The sequence below is a fragment of the Streptomyces sp. NPDC058683 genome, assembly GCF_042716195.1.
Taxonomy (GTDB): Bacteria; Actinomycetota; Actinomycetes; order Streptomycetales; family Streptomycetaceae; genus Streptomyces.
Genome location: NZ_JBHXSK010000007.1, coordinates 1 through 17,724, shown reverse-complemented (window position 1 = coordinate 17,724; position 17,724 = coordinate 1). Strand labels below are relative to the sequence as shown.

Annotated in this window: 10 protein-coding genes and 2 pseudogenes; 6 read left to right on the top strand and 6 right to left on the bottom strand. The window is 68.9% G+C overall.

Annotated elements, in window-relative coordinates; genetic code table 11:
* Positions 1-152 precede the first annotated feature (152 nt).
* Positions 153-359 (top strand): acetyl-CoA synthetase, encoded by a 207-nt coding sequence (locus ACFWXC_RS09305; protein ID WP_384475553.1) that lies wholly within the window; start codon positions 153-155, stop codon positions 357-359.
* 38 nt (positions 360-397) lie between these two features.
* Here ACFWXC_RS09305 and ACFWXC_RS09300 read toward each other — a convergent pair whose 3' ends face one another.
* Together ACFWXC_RS09300 and ACFWXC_RS09295 are read right to left on the bottom strand one after the other, a co-directional pair.
* Positions 398-3,064, bottom strand: coding sequence for a glycosyl hydrolase (locus ACFWXC_RS09300; RefSeq protein ID WP_384475550.1), 2,667 nt, complete (start codon positions 3,062-3,064; stop codon positions 398-400).
* A gap of 257 nt (positions 3,065-3,321) precedes the next feature.
* The gene (locus tag ACFWXC_RS09295) at positions 3,322-4,530 is read right to left on the bottom strand and encodes an MFS transporter (protein ID WP_384475548.1); all 1,209 of its coding nucleotides are present in this window, start codon (positions 4,528-4,530) and stop codon (positions 3,322-3,324) included.
* A gap of 104 nt (positions 4,531-4,634) precedes the next feature.
* Between ACFWXC_RS09295 and ACFWXC_RS09290 the strand changes: the two are divergent.
* The 3 genes and pseudogenes from ACFWXC_RS09290 to ACFWXC_RS09280 form a co-directional block, all read left to right on the top strand.
* A pseudogene (locus ACFWXC_RS09290) lies at positions 4,635-4,727 on the top strand (VapC toxin family PIN domain ribonuclease); the annotation flags it as partial.
* Positions 4,728-5,400: 673 nt separating this feature from the next.
* On the top strand, positions 5,401-5,682 hold the full coding sequence (locus ACFWXC_RS09285) for a hypothetical protein (RefSeq protein WP_318213685.1): 282 nt from the start codon (positions 5,401-5,403) through the stop codon (positions 5,680-5,682).
* Entirely contained in the window at positions 5,679-6,077 is a 399-nt protein-coding gene (locus ACFWXC_RS09280; RefSeq protein ID WP_384475545.1) for a PIN domain-containing protein, read from the top strand. Before ACFWXC_RS09285 ends, ACFWXC_RS09280 begins: the two co-directional genes overlap by 4 nt.
* Positions 6,078-6,230: 153 nt before the next feature.
* On the opposite strand, the gene ACFWXC_RS09275 is transcribed toward ACFWXC_RS09280, so the two are convergent.
* Positions 6,231-7,493 carry a DUF4365 domain-containing protein gene (locus ACFWXC_RS09275; protein WP_384475542.1) on the bottom strand — a complete coding sequence of 421 codons (1,263 nt, stop codon included), beginning with the start codon at positions 7,491-7,493 and terminating at the stop codon, positions 6,231-6,233.
* Positions 7,494-8,184: 691 nt separating this feature from the next.
* Between ACFWXC_RS09275 and ACFWXC_RS09270 the strand changes: the two genes are divergently transcribed.
* On the top strand, positions 8,185-11,250 hold the full coding sequence (locus tag ACFWXC_RS09270; protein ID WP_384475539.1) for an FG-GAP-like repeat-containing protein: 3,066 nt from the start codon (positions 8,185-8,187) through the stop codon (positions 11,248-11,250).
* Between the two features lie 1,008 nt (positions 11,251-12,258).
* On the opposite strand, the gene ACFWXC_RS09265 is transcribed toward ACFWXC_RS09270, so the two are convergent.
* Positions 12,259-13,230 carry an alpha/beta hydrolase gene (locus tag ACFWXC_RS09265; protein WP_384475537.1) on the bottom strand — a complete coding sequence of 324 codons (972 nt, stop codon included), beginning with the start codon at positions 13,228-13,230 and terminating at the stop codon, positions 12,259-12,261.
* A gap of 187 nt (positions 13,231-13,417) precedes the next feature.
* Positions 13,418-13,719, bottom strand: a pseudogene (locus ACFWXC_RS09260) (amino acid permease); the annotation flags it as partial.
* Positions 13,720-14,312: 593 nt separating this feature from the next.
* Here ACFWXC_RS09260 and ACFWXC_RS09255 point away from each other — a divergent pair.
* Positions 14,313-16,310 (top strand): SpoIIE family protein phosphatase, encoded by a 1,998-nt coding sequence (locus tag ACFWXC_RS09255; RefSeq protein ID WP_384475534.1) that lies wholly within the window; start codon positions 14,313-14,315, stop codon positions 16,308-16,310.
* A gap of 203 nt (positions 16,311-16,513) precedes the next feature.
* Here the strand turns inward: ACFWXC_RS09255 and ACFWXC_RS09250 are convergent, their stop codons facing one another.
* Positions 16,514-17,074, bottom strand: a complete 561-nt coding sequence (locus ACFWXC_RS09250) for a hypothetical protein (RefSeq protein WP_384475531.1) — start codon at positions 17,072-17,074, stop codon at positions 16,514-16,516.
* Positions 17,075-17,724: the final 650 nt, after the last annotated feature.

Sequence of the window (17,724 nt, the reverse complement as noted above, 5' to 3'; positions counted from 1 at the left end):
GTCCCTCCCCTGCGCCGCGGAGGTGTGCCGCTGGGCATACGGAGGTCACCGTCAGTCCTGGTGACGCGGTCGAACAGCGGCTCTGTGTACGGCCCGGGACTGTGGTGTCGCTCGTCCTGCGGCCTCGCACGGATGACAAGCGGTGGACGGCCGTGCGGAGTTCCGCGCCGGTTCTCGTCCTGGCGTCCGGATGGCGGGTGGACGCGGACGGTACGTCCCACGCCTCGCTGCGGTGTGCGGGGACCCGGGCCGGTGCGGCCCAGGTCACCGCGTCGGCGAAGGCGCCGGATGTGGCGGGTGCGGCGAAGGTCGCCTTTACGCTGCACGTGAGCGTGGTGCCGTACACGACGCAGGGGTGACCCCGGCAATCCGGGACCACCCCTGCGACGTCGCCGCGTCAGTGGCAGTCGCGCACGTCGATCGTGTAGATGCCGCGGCCGTGGGTCGCCGCGTACAGCGTCCTGCCGTCCGGGCTCAGCTTGAGCTGGAGCACGGCGACGGCCGGGAGGTTCCCGACACGCTGCCAGGTCGTACGGCCCGGCGCGCGGTAGACGACGCCGAGGTCGGTGGCGACTGCGAGGCCGCCGTTCGGTGTGACGACCGCGGAGTTCGTCGGCACGTCGGGCAGGTTCTTCGAGATGTCCTTCCAGGTGGTGCCGCCGTCGGTGGACTCGAAGACGTGGCCGACACCGGCACCGGGGCCTTCGGTCCAGTGCCGGGAGAAGCCGTTGACCGCGAGGTAGACGTGGTCGGCGTTCTTGGGGTCGACGGCGAAGCCGGCGAGGTAGCGGTTGGGTACGGTGCCGTCCGCGCCGGTGGCCGGGAGGCTGATGTCGTGCCAGCCGGTCCCGTCCGCGTTGCCGACGGAGATGCCGCGGGCGAAGCCCTGGTTGTTGCAGGGCCCGCACCAGGCCGCGTACACCTTGCCGCCCGAGGCCGCGACGGCGGTCGCGGTACGCCCGGCGCCGAGGTCGTAGACGCTGGTCCACTCGTCGCCGCTGCGGATGGCGTAGCCGTGGGTCTGGACCCAGATGTGGCGGCCGCCGGCGATCCAGGTCGAGCTGTTCTTCGCGTCGGCCGTGATCGGGGCGATGAAGCGGGCCTCACCGGTGGCGTTGTCGGCGGGAGCCACGTTGTACGACGTGATCTTGCTGGAGTCGGTGACCCAACTCCCGTCATTCACGGCGCAGTTCTGGGTCACCTGGATGGCGAGGTAGACGTACTCCTCTGCGATGTTGCAGCCGTCGGCCGGGTCGGTGAGGGTGTCGCCGCCGTCGCCGCCGAAGTCGGAGCCCATGACCTTGTCGTTGCTGCGCAGGATGGACTGGCCGTTGTCCTGGAGGCCACCGGTGACGGACACCCCGCCGTAGGTCAGGTCCTTGCCGACGCCCACCGAGTAGTACTGGAGGGTGTCGATGGTGCCGTCGTTGAGCGAGGTCCAGTCGGTGGCGTGCCCGGAGGTGTCCTGTGAGCCGCTGAGAGGGCGTTTGTAGACGCCGCCGTCGTTGCCGACGTAGACGAAGCTCCTGCCGTGGTAGCTGCCGATCGCGACGCCGTGCTGGTCGGAGTGGGTGGTGGGGTTGCAGTCGCCCGTCTGCTTGGTCGGGTCGATGCTCCAGCAGGGGAAGCCGAAGTTCCAGTAGGGGCCGACGGTCGACCAGCTGCTGCCGCCGTCCTTGGTCTCGTAGACCTCCTCCAGGCCCGCGTACACGTGCTCCGCGTTCGCCGGGTCGACGGCCAGGAACTGGTTGTACCAGGCCTGCACGCCCGGCATGTAGCCGCTGGAGGTCAGCGCCGAGCCGTCGGCGGCCAGGCCCTGGTAGTCGGCGATCTTCGTCCAGGGGCCGGTGGGAGAGCCGGACTTGGAGACGTAGATGCCCTCCAGACCGCTGTCCGGGTTGGTGTTCAGCTGCTCCGGGGACTGGTCGATGGCGTAGTAGCGGGAGCCGTCGGCGGAACGGGCGAAGGTGACGTTGCCGACGTCGTCCGCGTCGGCGGGCAGGTCACCCAGGCCGCTCGTGATCCGGGTCCAGGTGCCGCCTGCGCCCTTGGTGTAGAAGCCGTTGTAGTCGTCGCCGCTGCGCCAGCCGACCGCGAGGACCACCTTGGAGGGGTCCTTCGGGTCGATCGCGATGTCGTTGGCGATGTTCTTGTACGCGGCCGAGTCGTCGTTCGCGAGGGAACCGCCCGGCAGATAGTCGGGGTTGGGTGTGAACTCCAGCTTCCAGGCGCCGCTGAGCCTCTTCGTGGAGTGGCTCCAGACGCCCTCGCTGGTCGCCGCCCACACCTTGCCGCCGCCGAAGCGCAGTTCGTGGATGGTGGTGGACTCCAGCTCGTCGCCGCCGACCCGGCTGCGGGAGGAGAAGGTGCCATGGCGCGGGTTCGACAGGACGTAGACGCCGCTGCCGAGATACGCGTCCGCGTTGGTCGTCGCCTCGCCGGTGCCCAGCCACAGCCGCCCGGCGCCGTCCAGCGCGAGCGCGCCGGTGGACTGCGAGGGCAGCTTGTCACTGATGGGCTGCCAGTGACCGCCACCGCTGTGCGAGCGCCACACTCCGCCGCCCGCGCTGCCCGCGTACACGTACCCGTCGTCGTCGGCGGCCATCGCGGCCATCCGGCCGGTGACATTGCCCGAGCCGCCGCTGGAGTTGGAGTCGTAGTCGCGGTAGCGCGGGTCGTCGGAGTTGTACGGCAGGTCGGTGATGTTGCGCCAACTTCCGCCGGTGCTCGGCAGGTTGGTCAGACTCGTCCAGGCGGCCCCGTACGCGCCCGGTGCGACGATGCCGGGTGAGGTGCGGGCCTCGGCGTACTGGTCCGCGCCCTCGGCTATCTCATCGGCCTCGTTGCCGTCGTCACCGCCGCCGTCGTCGTCCCCGGCTTTCGCCTCTGGGCTGACGGCACCCACCGACTGCCCTCGCTCGGCGGCCAGTTGAGCCAGTGCCCGGGCCCCGAAGGGGCTGCTGCCTCCGCCGGGCGCGGCGCCGGCGGGTATCGCCACGAGTGCGGCGGATGCGGTGATGGCACAGATCGTGAACCAACGTCTCTTGCGGGTCGGTACTGACACCAGGTCCTCCCGAACGGGCACGGATACAGCCGTCGGGGACGACCCGACCACCGGAGACAGGAGGAGTCCGGCACTTGGAAAGCCCTTGACCAGAACCTGTCACTATCGATGGCCGGAAGTCGACCGGCCCCGCCGCGCCTTCACCGGCCCCGCCGCGCCTTCACTGGCCCCGCCGCGCCTTCACCGGCCCCGTCGCGCCTTCACCGGCCCAGCCGCGCCTTCGCCGGCCTCGCCGCGCCTTCGCCGGCCGCTCCGGGTCAGAGGGCCGCGGTCCGCCCGCGGGCGACGACCGGCAGCACACCGGCGAGGGCCAGCGCGATGCCGCCGGAGATCAGCAGCGGGAGGTGGCCGTCGGTGCCCCAGGCGAGCCCGGCCCACACGCCCGCGAGCAGGACGGCGGCGCCGGTGGCGCCCTGGTAGAGGCCCTGCGCGGTGCCCTGCTGGTGGTCGGGGACGAGCGTGGAGATCCAGGCCTTGCCGACGCCGTCGGTGCAGGCCGCGAAACCGCCGTAGAGCGGCAGCACCACGAACACCGCCCAGGGGCTGTGGATCAGGCCGAGGCCCAGGTAGCCGATCGCGAAGAAGACCAGACCGGCGGCGAAGACCAGCGGGCGCGGCAGTCGGTCGGACAGCGCCCCCGCGGGGTAGGACAGGGCGGCGTATACGAGGTTGTAGACCGCGTACGCGCCCACCACCCCGGCCGTCGAGAGGCCCAGGTCGTGCGCACGCAACAGCAGCAGCGCGTCAGGGAAGTTGACGAGGTTGAAGGCGAGCAGCACCCCGAGAACCCGCCAGTAGGGGCGGGGCAGGGACCGCCAGGGTGTGCGGGCGGCCCGCGTCGAGGAGCCGCCCGCCCCGTCGGTTCGGGGGTCGCGGACGGCGGCGACCAGCGCGACCGATGCGACGGCGGGGATCACGGCGATCCAGAACAGCGGGCGCAGCCGGTGGTCGAGCGCCTCGTACAGGACCAGCCCGACGAGCGGGCCGACCACCGCGCCGGCGGTGTCGGCGGCGCGGTGCAGGCCGAACACCTTGCCGCGCTGTCCGTTCGGAACGCCCTCGACGAGCAGGGCGTCGCGAGGCGCCCCGCGCATGCCCTTGCCGAGCCGGTCGGTGACCCTGGCGACGAGAACCATCGGCCACGCGGTCGCGAGCGCGATCAGCAGCTTGCCCACCGCGGCCAGCCCGTATCCCGCACCGATCAGCGGACGACGGGCGAACCGGTCGGCCAGGCGCCCGGCGGCCACCTTGGTGATCGAGGCGGCCCCCTCGGCCGCTCCCTCGATGGCGCCGACGGCGACGGGCGGGGCGCCGAGCACCACGGTCAGGAAGATCGGCAGGATCGGATAGAGGAGTTCGCTGGCCGCGTCCTGGAGAAAGGACACGCCGCACAGCACCTGCACGTTGCGGGTCAGCCAGGCGGGGCGGCGTCCGTTCGGCCGCGGGGCGCTGCTGGTTTCTGTCACGGGTACAGGATCTCCAGGAAGCGGTCGAGCGCCATGGTGACGTCGGCCGGGACGAGGGCTGTCGCGGCGACCAGGACCGCCTCGCGAACGGACACCGACGTGATCTCCTCCCCCTCGACCGACGGGACTTCCGGGCCGTATGTCGCTCGGGCCGCCACAGGACGTTCCGGATCCTGCCTGACGACCTCCCGCTTTGACACGAGGTCCCGCTGCCGAGCAGCCACTCACGCACGCGGCTTGGCCTTCTCGTTCCGAGATGTGGTGGCGGGTGAGTGTCCGGCGTCTTTCGGGAACGGTGGGCTGAGTGCTCCGGCCGCGCGATCTGCCTGATGGTCGACGTGAAGCCGCAGGTCGGCGCCGTCCTAGCGCGTCAGGAGGCTGCACCCGCAAGGCACTCGCGCCCACCGCGTGCCCAATCTTTGGGTCCAGGAGCGCCGACAAAACACCGCAGCGGTTCACCAATACACAAGCCCCAGGCCGCTGACCTGGGGCTTCGAAAAGAGCGGGTGACGAGAATCGAACTCGCGCTCTCAGCTTGGGAAGCGACGGCGCTCGCACAGGCTCCATGGCTCTGACCAGCATGAATACCTGACCCCCGAGGTGATCGTGCGTGTCGGATCGCACCGTCGTTGACCGTGGGTTTCCGTCCTTACGGGCATGCGGAGGGCACGGGACCTCGGAAGACGGCAGGCCGGCACCACCGAGGAGACGGCTGCACGCGGTCCGCCCGGTGCGGGGATCAGCTGTTGAACAGGGCGTTGCGGCCGCACTGCATCCACGAGCGCCTGGCGCCGGGTCCTCTGTCATTCGATCAGAGCCGCGCGGGGCACTCGCCGACCGCTGTGCCATTTCGAATGGCATACTCGGAGTGTGACTGACGACGACGTTGACTTCCCGCCCGGCGACGGCCCCACCAGCGGTATCTCCGTCACCTTGACCGCCGGTACCCTGCAGGCCATCCGTGAGCGGGTCGGCAAGCGAGGTGTCTCGGCTTACCTGGAGAAGGCGGCCCAGCGGCAGATCGAGCGCGACAATCTGGATGAGCTGATCGCGGACTTCGACAAGGTGCACGGTCCGGCCGACCCCGAGGCCGTGGCGGCCAAGCGTGCCCGGCTGACTGGAGGCGCCACGAACGCAGGGGCGGCCGCGTGAGCGGTGTCCTGGTTCTGGACAGCGAGGGCCTGGCAAAGGCCGTACAGCGGGATCGGGAGATCCACGAGTGGCTGACGGCGGCTCGGGACGCGGACTTGCCCGTGATCACCTCGGCGGCCGTGTTGGTCGAGGTGATCCATCCGAAGATCGACGACGCCGCACTGAAGTGGACCCTGTCCCGCCTGAGCGTCGAGCCCGTGACCCAAGCCGTCGCGCAATCCGCTGCCGCCTTGCTGCGGGCAGCGGGGCTGCACGGCCACAAGCACGCCATCGACGCCATGCTGTGCGCGACCGCCTTGCAGCATCCCGGCCGGGTGACGATTTTGACTTCGGACGTGGAAGACATCGGGCTGCTCACCGCCGAGCATCCGCGCCTGAGTGCCGAGAAGGTCTGAGCCGCGACGCCTTGTAGAAGCGGTGCTCGCCGTGCGGACGCGGCTCTCGCTCAGCGGTCTCCTGCCCAGGCGGCAGGTCGGCTGGGGGGACACCCTCTCGACCTGCTCGGATCGGGCTGAACGATAGCGCGGTCGGCATCGGGCAGGGGCGTGTCACGTCCGAGTAGCGGCGCCTCCACTGTTGCGAACCCTCTGGAAGGGCATGGACTCGGGCTCCGGCACGCGCCAGACGATGCGGACTTGTTCGTCGAGAGGAAGCGAGGGGCCACCGATGTAGATGCGGTGGATGAAGTAGAGAACGGCCAGTCTGAATGCCTCCGGTTCGATGTCGGTCGGCTTCGTCACCGTGGCCCGGCTCAGCTTGTTCACTTGGCGCACGACGCTTGAATCGGCTTCGAGCGGACCGAGCTCGCTGAGGATCTCCGGATCGAGTTCGGCTTCCTCGCGCATGGCCTGGATCGACCGACTCAGCAGGTCGGGCTCCGATTCGACCCGGTCGACGATTCGAGCGATGACGTAGTCATGGAGCACATCCGCCTCGATGTTGCCGTGCTCCACCGGTTCTTCGCCCGTGCAACTCGGGCACCCCTCGCACTCAGTGGGTTCGTCAGCTTCCTGAGAGGAGACGAAGCACGAGACCACCCACATGATCTCGGCACGGTTCAGCTCCAGTTCCTCGGCGGTCGGCAGGTCGGGGTCGCCCCATTGACTACCGGGATCACCGCCATCTCCGTCTCCACCCCCCGGCGGCGTCATCTCGGAGCGCAGCAAGGACTCCAGACTGACGAGGTACGGTTCCCAGCCGTGCGCGCTCATCAGTAGCGTCGCCAGCGCGTCCCCCGGGCGCTTCCAGAAGATGAGGTCTTCGTCGAAGCCGTTGACGAAGTGCAGGACGTGGTCCGTCGAATCAAACTCCACTCCGGACATCTCGCTCAGGTGGGTCAGGACCGCTTGACGGCCCCGATAGCGTCCGACGTAGCGGCGGGCCTGAGCGACGAAGAACGGCACAGCGCTGTCGTTCAGCACAGCGTTGGGGCTGACGCCGATGAAACGCGGGGGGTTCAGCGGACCGGACCGGCGGAGCTGTTGGGTGGCGTTCGCCCAGTGCAGTCGTCTGGTGTCCGGGTCGTACACCACGCAGTAGACAGGAATGTTCCCGTCCGCCCAGGTATCACCGTGCTGGTCGACAGGCACCGCGTAGCCGTTGCCTCGGCGCCAGCTACTCCCACCCTTGACCTGGACCTTGATCGTGTCGCTCGTGAGATGCCCGTCGTCGGCGAAGGTGACGTAGAAATCCTCTCCGAAGTCGTTCTGCCCGGATATCTCTTGAACGATGTGGTCGTGGTCTTCAAGCAGGGTGCGCAACGCGTTCACGGCAGCCTGCCCCACACGCCGCCCCTTCGAGACCTTCGGCATGCCGTGCCCCCTCGGAAGGTTCCTCGCCGGCCCCTGCGGACGAGGGGCCGGTGTCTGCCTGGATTAGCCTGCCCCATACCTATGACACCGGGGCCGGGATATGACACCGGGGCCGGAACGAGGGAGGTCGTAGGGCGCCTGCTGAGCGGCCTGGCATGGCGCGGCCCGGAAACGGCTGAGGCCCAGGTCACTGACCTGGGCCTTCTCCATGGAGCGGGTGACGAGAGTCGAACTCGCGCTCTCAGCTTGGGAAGCGACGGCGCCTGGGTAGGCTGCACGGCTCTGACCAGCGTAGACACCTGGTGCTCGACGTGGTCCTGTGGGTCGGATCGCACCGCGGTCGACCGTGGTTTCCCGTCCTTACGGGCACACCGAGGGCACGGAAACCCGGAAAGGGAGAGGTCGGCGCTGCTGACGTTGCCACCGCGCATGGGCCACCTTGTGCGGAGACCAACTGTCGAAGTGACGTTGCTGCTGCATACGAGTGGTCCCGGCTGGGGCATCGCGGAGGTGTCGTCGGGGAACGAAGCGGCGCTGTCCGCTGCACGAAGGGCTACGTGGCGAACTCCAGGGCGACGTGGAGCTGACGTCCTCCCGGCCTTCCCCGACCGCAACCTTGTCGCCCGTTGGCGAGTCTTGATCGTGCAAGTGATCTCATTGTCCTCGCTTTCCACTCCCGTGGAGGAACCAAGTGGGCAGACGTGCCCTCGTCCGTGGCGGTTTGGCCGTCGCCACCTCGCTGACCCTGGCCATGAGCCTCGGCCCGCTGACAGGCGAGGTCTACGCGGCCGCCGCCTCCGAGGTGGTCATCCCGGCGCAGACATCCCTGCTGCCGCGGACCGCGCTGTTCAGCGCCGGACCTTCAGGGTTCCTGCGCTATGAACCCGGCCGTGGCCATGTGTGGACCACCTACACGGGCGAGGACACGGTGGTGGACGCCTCGGCCGACGAGGTCTGGGGCATGCCGGAGTTCGGCGCCGGCTCGGACGTGGTCGCCCGCTACGACGACAGCACGCGGACCGTGACGCTGCGGGACATGGGGGCCGGGGGCGCGGTCACGACTCTCGCGCTCCCCCAGGGCCACACCTACCGGGGGACGCTCGGGCGGACCGTCCTCACGACCGCCTGGACGGCCGGCCGGCTGACCTGGCACCTGCTCGACCTCCAGGACGACGGCACCGTGGGCGACCGCGCGGTGTCGGGCGTCCCGGCCGGCGTCTCCTCGGTGAGCACCGGCCACTCGCCCGTGGCCGACGCCCACGGCACGGTGGTGCAGTACTGGACGGGCAGCACGACCCACAGCGGCTGGATAGACACCGACAAGGGCACGTTCGTCGAGCTGCCGTACAACCCGACCATCACCACGACCGGGCGTGTGGTCCTCACCCCCACCCACCTGGTGTCGTGGGACGGCGTCGACACCGTCTCCGTGTACTCCCGCGCCGACCTGACCACGGCCGTCCGTACCGTGCCGCTGGAGAACGACTACGCGACCCACCTGCTGGGCATGGTCGGCGACCAGCTCCTGGTCTCCCGCTACGACTCCTCGCTGGGCGCCAAGGACGGCGGCCTGCCCGTCTGGCGGGTCGACGCGCTCGCCCCCGACGGCTCGACGACCAAGTCCGTGCTGGCCCGCTCGGAGAGCCTCGCCCTCGCCGTCCCCACCCCCGACGGCGGGCTCCTCGTGCCCGGCGGCGGCGCCGACACCGCCGACTTCGGGGTGAACCTGGTCCGCGCAGGCACCGGCGGCACCCCCGTCGCCGAGAAGGTCGCGGCCTCCGTGCTGGACCCCGTGGCCGACCCGGTACCCGAACTCACCCTGGACAACGGCCGGTTGACAGTGACGGAACGGGACCACGAGACCGGCCGTACCTCCATGTACAGCCGGACGATCGGCAGCACCGGTGACGCCCTCACGGTCGGCCCCCGCACCTCCCAGGGCCTCGTCACCGCCTCCGCGCCGTACCTCGTGGGCACCGGGGACGGCCGTACGGTCGTCTGGAACTCGTATCTCTCGGGCGACGACCGCGTCCCCCGGGTCGTCCAGCCGACGGGCACGCTGCCCGGCACGGCGATCGACCCCCAGCACAGCTATGTGCGGGTCTGGGACGCCAAGGGCAGGCACGTCGCAATGGCCACCGAGTACACGGCGGCGGCCGGTTCGCAGACGCGGGTGGTCGACCTCGACACCGGCTCCACGGTGCTCACCTCGGCGACGCACGGCCAGGCGCTGTGGGGCACCACCCTGTGGGTGGCTGACGGCAACGACAGCGCCGCGCCGGTCGACGTCCGCACCGGCAAGCGCGGCGACTCGGTGTGGTTCGGCCGGAACTGCCTGCTGGAGGACCTCCAGGCGGTGGGGCGCCTGCTGCTGTGGTCGTGCGTCGGCTCGGCCGAGAGCCAGGGCGTCTACGACACCGTCACCCAGACCAGGACCACCCTCACGCAGGGCGCTTGGGACACCGCCAAGCTCGGCGACGGCTTCGTCGTCACCAGCGCCGGCGGCGAGTTGAAGGTGACCGACGTCCGCGGTGCCACGCCGGTGACGCACTCGGTGGCCACCCTCTCGGGCGGGGAGCCCTGGGACGTCGACCCGTACACCGGCCTGATCGCGTATGTCGACACCAAGGAGAACACCCACCTGGTGCCCAGCGGCGTCCCCGTCTCAGCGCTGTCCCAGCTCGACGCCTCGGTCGCGGGCTCGGTCGACGTCAAGACCGCGGCCTGGAACCCGCGTTGGTGGCTGTCGAAGCAGGTCGCGTCCTGGACGCTCACCCTCAGGAACAAGGCGACCGGTACGACCGCCCGCAGCCTCTCCGGCGGTACGGCACAGGGCGCGCTCCAGACCTCCTGGAACGGCAAGGACACGGCCGGCAGGCTCGTCACCAACGGCGCCTACACCTGGACGCTGACCGCCACCCCGGCCGACGGCCAGGGCGCGGCCCTCACCAGGACCGGCACGCTCAAGGTCACCGGCGCGACCCCGGTCCGACGGGACTTCGCCACCGCGGACGGCTTCGGCGAGGTGCTCACCCTCAACGGCTCGGGCGGACTGACGTACCAGTACGGCACCGGCACCGGCACCCTGACCGCCAAGAAGACGGGCTCCGGCTGGCCGACGAGCGCGAAGTTCGTGCCGTACGGCGACCTCAACGGCGACCGGTGCAACGACGTCCTCGTGCGCTACGGCAGCGGTGCGCTGCGCGCCTACCGGCCCGCGTGCGGCGCGGCGGTGACTCCGTCGACGGCGTACACCACGCTGGGCACCAGCGGCTGGACGCAGTACGACGTGCTGACCTCGCCCGGGGACGTCAGCGGTGACGGCCGGGCGGACCTGATCGCCCGACAGGCCTCCACCGGGGACGTCTACCTCTACAAGGCGACGAGCGCGGGCAAGCTGTCGGCGCGGACGAAGATCGCCTCCAAGTGGACGGGCTACAAGAAGATCGTGGGTGCCGGCGACCTCAACGGCGACGGCCACGGCGACCTGCTGGCGCAGGACAAGTCGAACGAGCTGTGGCGCTACGACGGCACCGCGACGGGCAAGTTCAAGAGCCGGGTGAAGGTCTTCAACGACTGGGGGGCCTCGTACAACGTCATCACCGGCGTGGGCGACATCACCGGCGACGGCAGGGCCGACCTCGTCTCCCGCGACACCTCCGGCACCGTCTGGCGCAACAACGGCAACGGCAAGGGCTCCTTCGGTGGCCGCACCAAACTCGCCACCGGCTGGCAGAGCTACAAGGGCGTGTTCTGACTCACGCCACACGCCCTCTGTCTCGAGGCGTCTCGGGGCGCGGAGTCGACAAAAGCTCTGGACAGCAAGAAGCCCCAGGTCACTGGCCTGGGGCTTCGAAAAGAGCGGGTGACGAGAATCGAACTCGCGCTCTCAGCTTGGGAAGCTGCGATCATTTGCCGCCCTTTGCATCGCTGACCTGGGCAGACAGCTCGCAGGGAGTCTCGTCGGCTTCGGTAACTTTCACCGTGGTTCCCCGCTGCTCCCCGCTCTATCTGGTGCGCTTGTGGTGCAGCACCGTTGTCAGTGCTCGCCCGTACTCTTCAGAGCGTTGGGTCGGTCTGCTGTCGCTGTACGGCGACAACGCGACCAAGGGGGGTGGCTCAGAAGAGGTCCCCGAGCCATGTCGGTCCGGGACTTCGTGAAGCTCCAACACCACCCCCCTCCTAAGCCTCTGGGGGCGCGCACGCTTTCCAAGTGTGCTTGTGCCCCTCGGAGGGCCGTACGGAGCCGTTCACCTGCGTTTGTGTGCGCTCGTTGTCCTGGAGCTTGACCGGCGACGGTACTAATCCGGACGGGCCGGTACCCGTGCGAATGAGACCAGAAGTGAGACCAAGACCGAGACCGGCGTCGGCGGGTTGCCGGGAAATCGAACACGCCTGATCAGGCGCCTCCCGACCTGCAACGTTACCCGTTGCTTGAGACGGCGGCCGAGGCATAGGAGGCTCTGTCCCGTGCTCAGGGAACCTATCCAGCTGACGATCGCAGAAGACGGCTCGGTCACCCTCCCACTGTTGAGCAACCTCGGACGGCCCAGAGACGGCCCAGGGAGCCGGGCCATCCGCCGCGCCGCACCTTCTGATCCGTAGCTCTATATGGATCGGTTAGTGACGGTCATTGCGGTCAGACCGAAGCCTCCAAGGGCCGCTCTGAACTGCGACGTTGGGGGATCTTCGAATCAGACTCCTTCGAGGGAGCGGACACTGTTGCGGTCGGGTGGCCTCGCGTGGGGAGGCATGATCTGGATCGTCAGTCCGTGTGCAGGGCGGAGCGCAGGGTCTGGATCGCGAGGGTGATGGCGCCCTGGGCGGCCTGGGTGGAGCGCAGGGTGTTGAGCATCACGAAGTCGTGAATGATGGCCAGGAAGCGGACGGTAGTGACCGGGACGCCGGCCTGGCGGAGCTTGGCGGCGTAGGCCTCGCCCTCGTCGCGCAGCACGTCGGCCTCGCCTGTGATGACCAGGGCTGGGGGCAGGCCGGACAGCTGGTCGGTAGTGGCGCGCAGTGGGCTGGCTGTGATCTGCGCCCGCTCACTCTCGTCGGTGGTGTACTGGTCCCAGAACCACTGCATGCCGTCGCGGCGCAGGAAGTAGCCGGTGGCGAACTGGTGGTAGGAGGGAGTGTCGAAGCTCGCGTCGGTGACCGGGTAGAACAGCACCTGCTGCACCAGCGGCACGTCCCCGCGCTCCTTGGCCATGAGGGTCAGCGCGGCGGTCATGTTGCCGCCGACCGAGTCGCCTGCCACGGCGAGACGGGTCGCGTCGAGCTGCTTGGCGGCGCCGTCGGTGACGATCCAGCGGGCGACGGTGTAGTTCTCCTCGATGGCGACGGGGTAGCGCACCTCGGGCGAGAGCGAGTACTCGGGGAAGACCACGGCGGCCTGCGCGCCGACGGCCAGTTCGCGGACCAGGCGGTCGTGGGTGTGCGCGTTGCCAAACACCCATCCGGCACCGTGGATGTAGAGGACCACCGGGAGGTCGCCGGTCGCTCCGGCGGGCCGAACGATGCGGGCCCGGACGCTGCCGGTGGGACCGCCCTCGACGGTGATCCACTCCTCGTCGACCGCCGGCTTCTCGATGTCTCCGGACTGGACCTCGTCGACGGCCTTGCGGCCCTCTGCCGGGGGCAGGTCGAAGAGGTAGGGCGGGTTTGCGGTGGCCTCCACGAAGGCCTGCGCCTCCGGCTCCAGCACGGGTGTGGCAGGTGCCGTGTCGTCTGACATGTTCTGTTCCTTGGATACTGTGAGTGATATTCCGCGCCACGGATTCCTAGCCGCCAGTGCACCGTGCCGCTTGGGACGCTCGCCGCCACTGGACCGGCGACTTGCCGGGGCACGCCCAGCCTCCGACGAGGGCTGCTGCGCGGGCTACAGTCGTTTGCCCCAAACGATGCACTGCATCTGCGTCCCGCTATGAGCCGCATGGAAGGCGTGAGAACAGCCGGAAGCGCAGTCGGCAGATCATCGCGTCGGTCTCCCGCCGCAACGCGTGCGCCACGACGGCTCCCTGCTGGCCCTGCACCAGGCGCTGCCACAGCACCTCCGGCTCCGTCTTTGGAATCAGGAGGTGACCCGGGTGGCCGGCTTCGCCGCAGCGACCTCACGGACGGCGATAGGGCGGCCGAGTGAACGGCGCTCGCAGTTCAGCCTGACCAGCGGCACACCGGGGTCCCACTCGGCTGAGGCGCGCTCCAGGGCGTGCCACCGTGTGCGTTTGTACGCCTCTGTTGATGTCAGCTACTGATGTCACGCAACAGGCCTCGGAACTGCGGCTTCGCCCGTAAAGCCGTGACCCGCCGGATAGGCCGGACGCCAGGCAGGCCAGCAAGACTGCCGTTCGGGCGACCTCCCGCCTTTCAGGCGAGTTGATCGTGCGACCAGGATCATGATCCAGCCCGACAACGACAGACGTCGACACCCCGTGACATACCGCTGCGTACGCTGACGTCCGTTGTCGTTGCCGTCAGACTGCCGTCAGGGGCCGACGGCCAGGGATGGTGTGGGGCACGGGCATCTTCTGATCCGTAGCTCTACGGAGACCGGTCATTGAAGGTCATACAGGCTGCCGGGACGGTGATGAGAGCCGATGTTGGGCGCTGCCGGTTGCTGGAGTTGCTGTACTTCGCTGCTGTACCGCACCGAGTTCCGTCGAGACCTCTTCACGGCGAGCTGTCCACCCGTTTCCAGCGAGTTCCCTGCCGTCGCCATTCAGCGCAGCGGTTAAAGTGCCCCTTCACCATGACATCGCGGCAAAATGCGCGATTATGGCTGAAGAGGCTGTATCGGTATGTGCCAGGGAGCCACAGATGGACGCCGCGGACGGACTCCTCCGAAGGGCTGAGCCGGCGGCTCTGCTGACGTTGGACGGTGCCATCCGCGACCTCAACGCTGCGATGGCAACAGCGCTGGGCAGGCCGGCGCGGCAGTGCCTGGGACGTGACTTCGGTGAGCAGTGCCTGGGACGTGACTTCGGTGATCTGTGGCCCGCAAAGCAACGGGTGTCGGCCGACGGTCTCGTGGCCCACGCCGCCAGGACGAAGACGGTCGCGATGCGGGTGCTGGAGTTCCCCGGCCAAGGTGGAGCACCACCTGTTGCCTGCTTGATCGAGGCGCGGCTGGTGAAGGATTCCGCCGGTGACGGGCAGCTGGTCTGGGTGCACGCACTGGATACACGGAACGACCTGGCGAGCCTGTTGATCCCGTTCCGGCTGGCCGCCGAGGCCGCCGATCTCGGCCTGTGGCTGTATTCAGCACATGAGCAGCAGTTGGAGTGGCTCGGCGGCGCACCCGCCCTGGCCGCGACCCTCCCGGATCCCGATACCTACCTCTCTACAGTGATCTCGGCAGTGCACTCCGACGACCAGGCGGCCTTGCGGCAGCTTCTGCGCCCGCCCGCCGCCCAGTCCCCCTGGATCAGGTTGCGGTACCTCACCCCGCACGACGGCTGGCACCAGCTGACCATCCAGACCCGTCGGATCCAGTTGGGGTATGGCGGCCCCGAGCGGACCTTCGGGGTGGTCCGCGACGACACCAAGCAGGAGAAGCGCAAGAAGAAGGCGCAGGCCGCGCTGGCTAGCGAGCGACGGCGCGCCAAGGAGATCGCCGACTTCTCCTCCGCCTTGATCACCGCAGCCACGGGGCAGGAGCTGCAGCAGGTCGTCCTGACCCGGCTCGCTGCGACCTTCGGCGCCAGCGGCGCCCTGCTCGCACTCGTCGACGACGGCCGCCTGCGCTACTTCACCGATGCCGGGATGGCCATGTGGGAGATCGAGACCCTGGACGGCCTGCGGCTGGACCATCCGAGCCCGCTGCCCGAAGCGATCCGCACCGGCCGACCGCAGTTCATCCCTGACCGGGAGGATTACATCCGCCGCTGGCCGCACGGGGCCCTTATTTCGTGGCTATCCCGGATCGGCTTCGACTATGCCGTCTCGATCACCCCCCTCAGCGAGACCAGCAATCAGCCACTCGGGGCGTGGACGGTGTTCTACGGCAGCGGGCACCGGCCGTCCTTGGACGAGCGGACCCTCATGGGTACTCTGGCCGACCTGGCAGGCCAGGCGGTGCGGCGCATCAGGTTGCAGCAGGCACGAGTCGAGCTGGCCACGGCGCTGCAGCAGACCATGCTGCCCACGCTGCCCGAGCACCTGGCGGGCCTGGAGGTCGCCGCCCGCTACCGGCCCAGCCGGGACGGGCTGGATATCGGCGGGGACTGGTACGACGCCTTCGTGATGCCCGACGGGGCTGTCGCCCTGGAGATCGGAGATGCCCAGGGACACGACGTGGACGCCGCCGCAGCCATGGGACAGGTGCGCGCCTCCATACGCGCGATCGCCGCCCACGAACCAGATCCCGCAACCGTGCTGACGCGCACCAACGAGCTGCTCGTCACGATGCAGGCGGCACGATTCGCCAGCTGCACCATGCTGCGTCTCGACCCGCGCGACGGACAGGTCACCGGCGCCAGCGCCGGCCACGTGCCGCTGCTGTGCGCACGCAGGGACGGCAGCCACAGCGTCCGCGAGCTGCCGGGCGGGCCGGTCCTGGGGGTCGTGCCCGACACCGACTACGGCGAGGAGACCTTCACCCTGGACCGGGACAGCGCGCTGGTCATGGTCACCGACGGACTGGTCGAAGGACCCGGCCTGACGCTGGAAGCCGGACTGGAGCGAGCCGGAACACTGGCCGGCGCGGCCCTCCACGACGGACTGAACGCCGAGGAGACCGCCGACCGCATCCTCGACGCCGCAGTCGCGGTGGACCACCTCGACGACGTGGCCGTGCTGGTCATCCGACGTACGTGACTGCGTCAAGCTGGCGGGGCGCCATCAATCGGTCGATGACGACGCCCACGCCGGCACAGGCTTTGAGATCCAGCCTCATCCTTATCAGGTCGATCCTGGGATTCTATCGATGTCGGTCAACCCGACGTGGCCTTGGACTGACTGTCCGCCGACGTTCGACCACAACCGCCGTTGACCGCTCCTGTTGGTGTCAGTCGCTGGTGTCAAACCAGGTGAACCTGAGTGTTGAGAGCCTCGGACGCTCGGTAGAGATAGCTCAGGTAAGCCCTATGGGCGATCGCGCCCTTCTCCCTCACCGCATCAAGGTCGGCATCCTCTCCGGTCTCGACCTTGCGTATGATCTCAGCAATGGCGTCGCGCAGCTCACCGAGGCCACCGTCCAAGCTGATGGTTGCCTGGACGACTGAGTGCGGACCCTCCATGTAGACCTGTGCTTCCCACGTCTCTAGCACGGTGTTTCCGTGGTCAACGCTCTCTTCCACTAAAGCGCGAACTCTGGTCAATTGGTTCTCGCGACTGGGCTCATGCGCAGCAGCGACCTCTAGTGCAATCCGAGCTTCTGTGAGTCGTTCGTAGTCCTTCTTGGCGGCTTCCGCATACGAGGCATAAGCCTGCTTGCGCGGCTCACGGAGCATGCGAGCGTGCTCAGCCTGAATCTGCATACGGGCTTGCGACTTGGTGAGCAGCGCAGCGACTACCCCAGCCCCGCCCGTTCCCAAAGCACCGACCGTGGCACCGAGTACGGCAGCAATCCCTGCGTCCATGGCGAGATCTTGGCCGACTCTGCTTCGGTCTGTCAGGCGGTCCGGCTGAGAGGTGAGTCGCGCTTTCCTCACCCATCATCCTCCCCGGCTCCCATCCCGTCCGCCGTCTCCCCGGCTCCCATCCCGTCCGCCGTCGGCCCACACACCGTGGAGCGGGCGTGGTTCATGGCGTCCAGGTGGAGCGCGCCACTGTACGAACGACCTGGACGCCATGGGCCGCGTCTGCTCGGCTCTGCCTGGGTCGACGGTGGACGGGATGGGAGCCACCCACGCTCACCACGATGTGCCCGCGGCCGGGAACGGCACCCCCTCCCACCCGGTGCCGGTTGATCCCCCGCCGGAGGCATCGTCTGTGACCGTGGGCCGCGCACGTGCCGGGTGCTCGACTCATGACCTCCGGGCCTATCCAAGTGGGCGGGCGTCGGCGCAGCCGGGGCGGAGCGGGCCGAAGGCAGGAGCGGCGCCCCGAGCGGAGCCGGGAGCCCGCCCGGCGGAGCGGAGCGCAGCCGGCTTGAACCAGTAGAGAAAGTTGTAACTCACTCGGGCCGGTGGGGCTGTCCTACTTCGCTTGATGCTTGACGTGTTGACGTCACTTGATGCTTGACGGTTCCGTCCTCGGCTTTGCTGTCCGTGAGGGCTTTCGCGGAGGG

What these genes read in the sequence shown, in the direction of transcription:
- ACFWXC_RS09275 (WP_384475542.1), bottom strand. Translation starts at nt 7,493, where the DNA reads ATGCCGAAGGTCTCGAAGGGGCGGCGTGTGGGGCAGGCTGCCGTGAAC.
- ACFWXC_RS09265 (WP_384475537.1), bottom strand. Translation starts at nt 13,230, where the DNA reads ATGTCAGACGACACGGCACCTGCCACACCCGTGCTGGAGCCGGAGGCG.
- ACFWXC_RS09255 (WP_384475534.1), top strand. Translation starts at nt 14,313, where the DNA reads ATGGACGCCGCGGACGGACTCCTCCGAAGGGCTGAGCCGGCGGCTCTG.
- ACFWXC_RS09250 (WP_384475531.1), bottom strand. Translation starts at nt 17,074, where the DNA reads ATGGACGCAGGGATTGCTGCCGTACTCGGTGCCACGGTCGGTGCTTTG.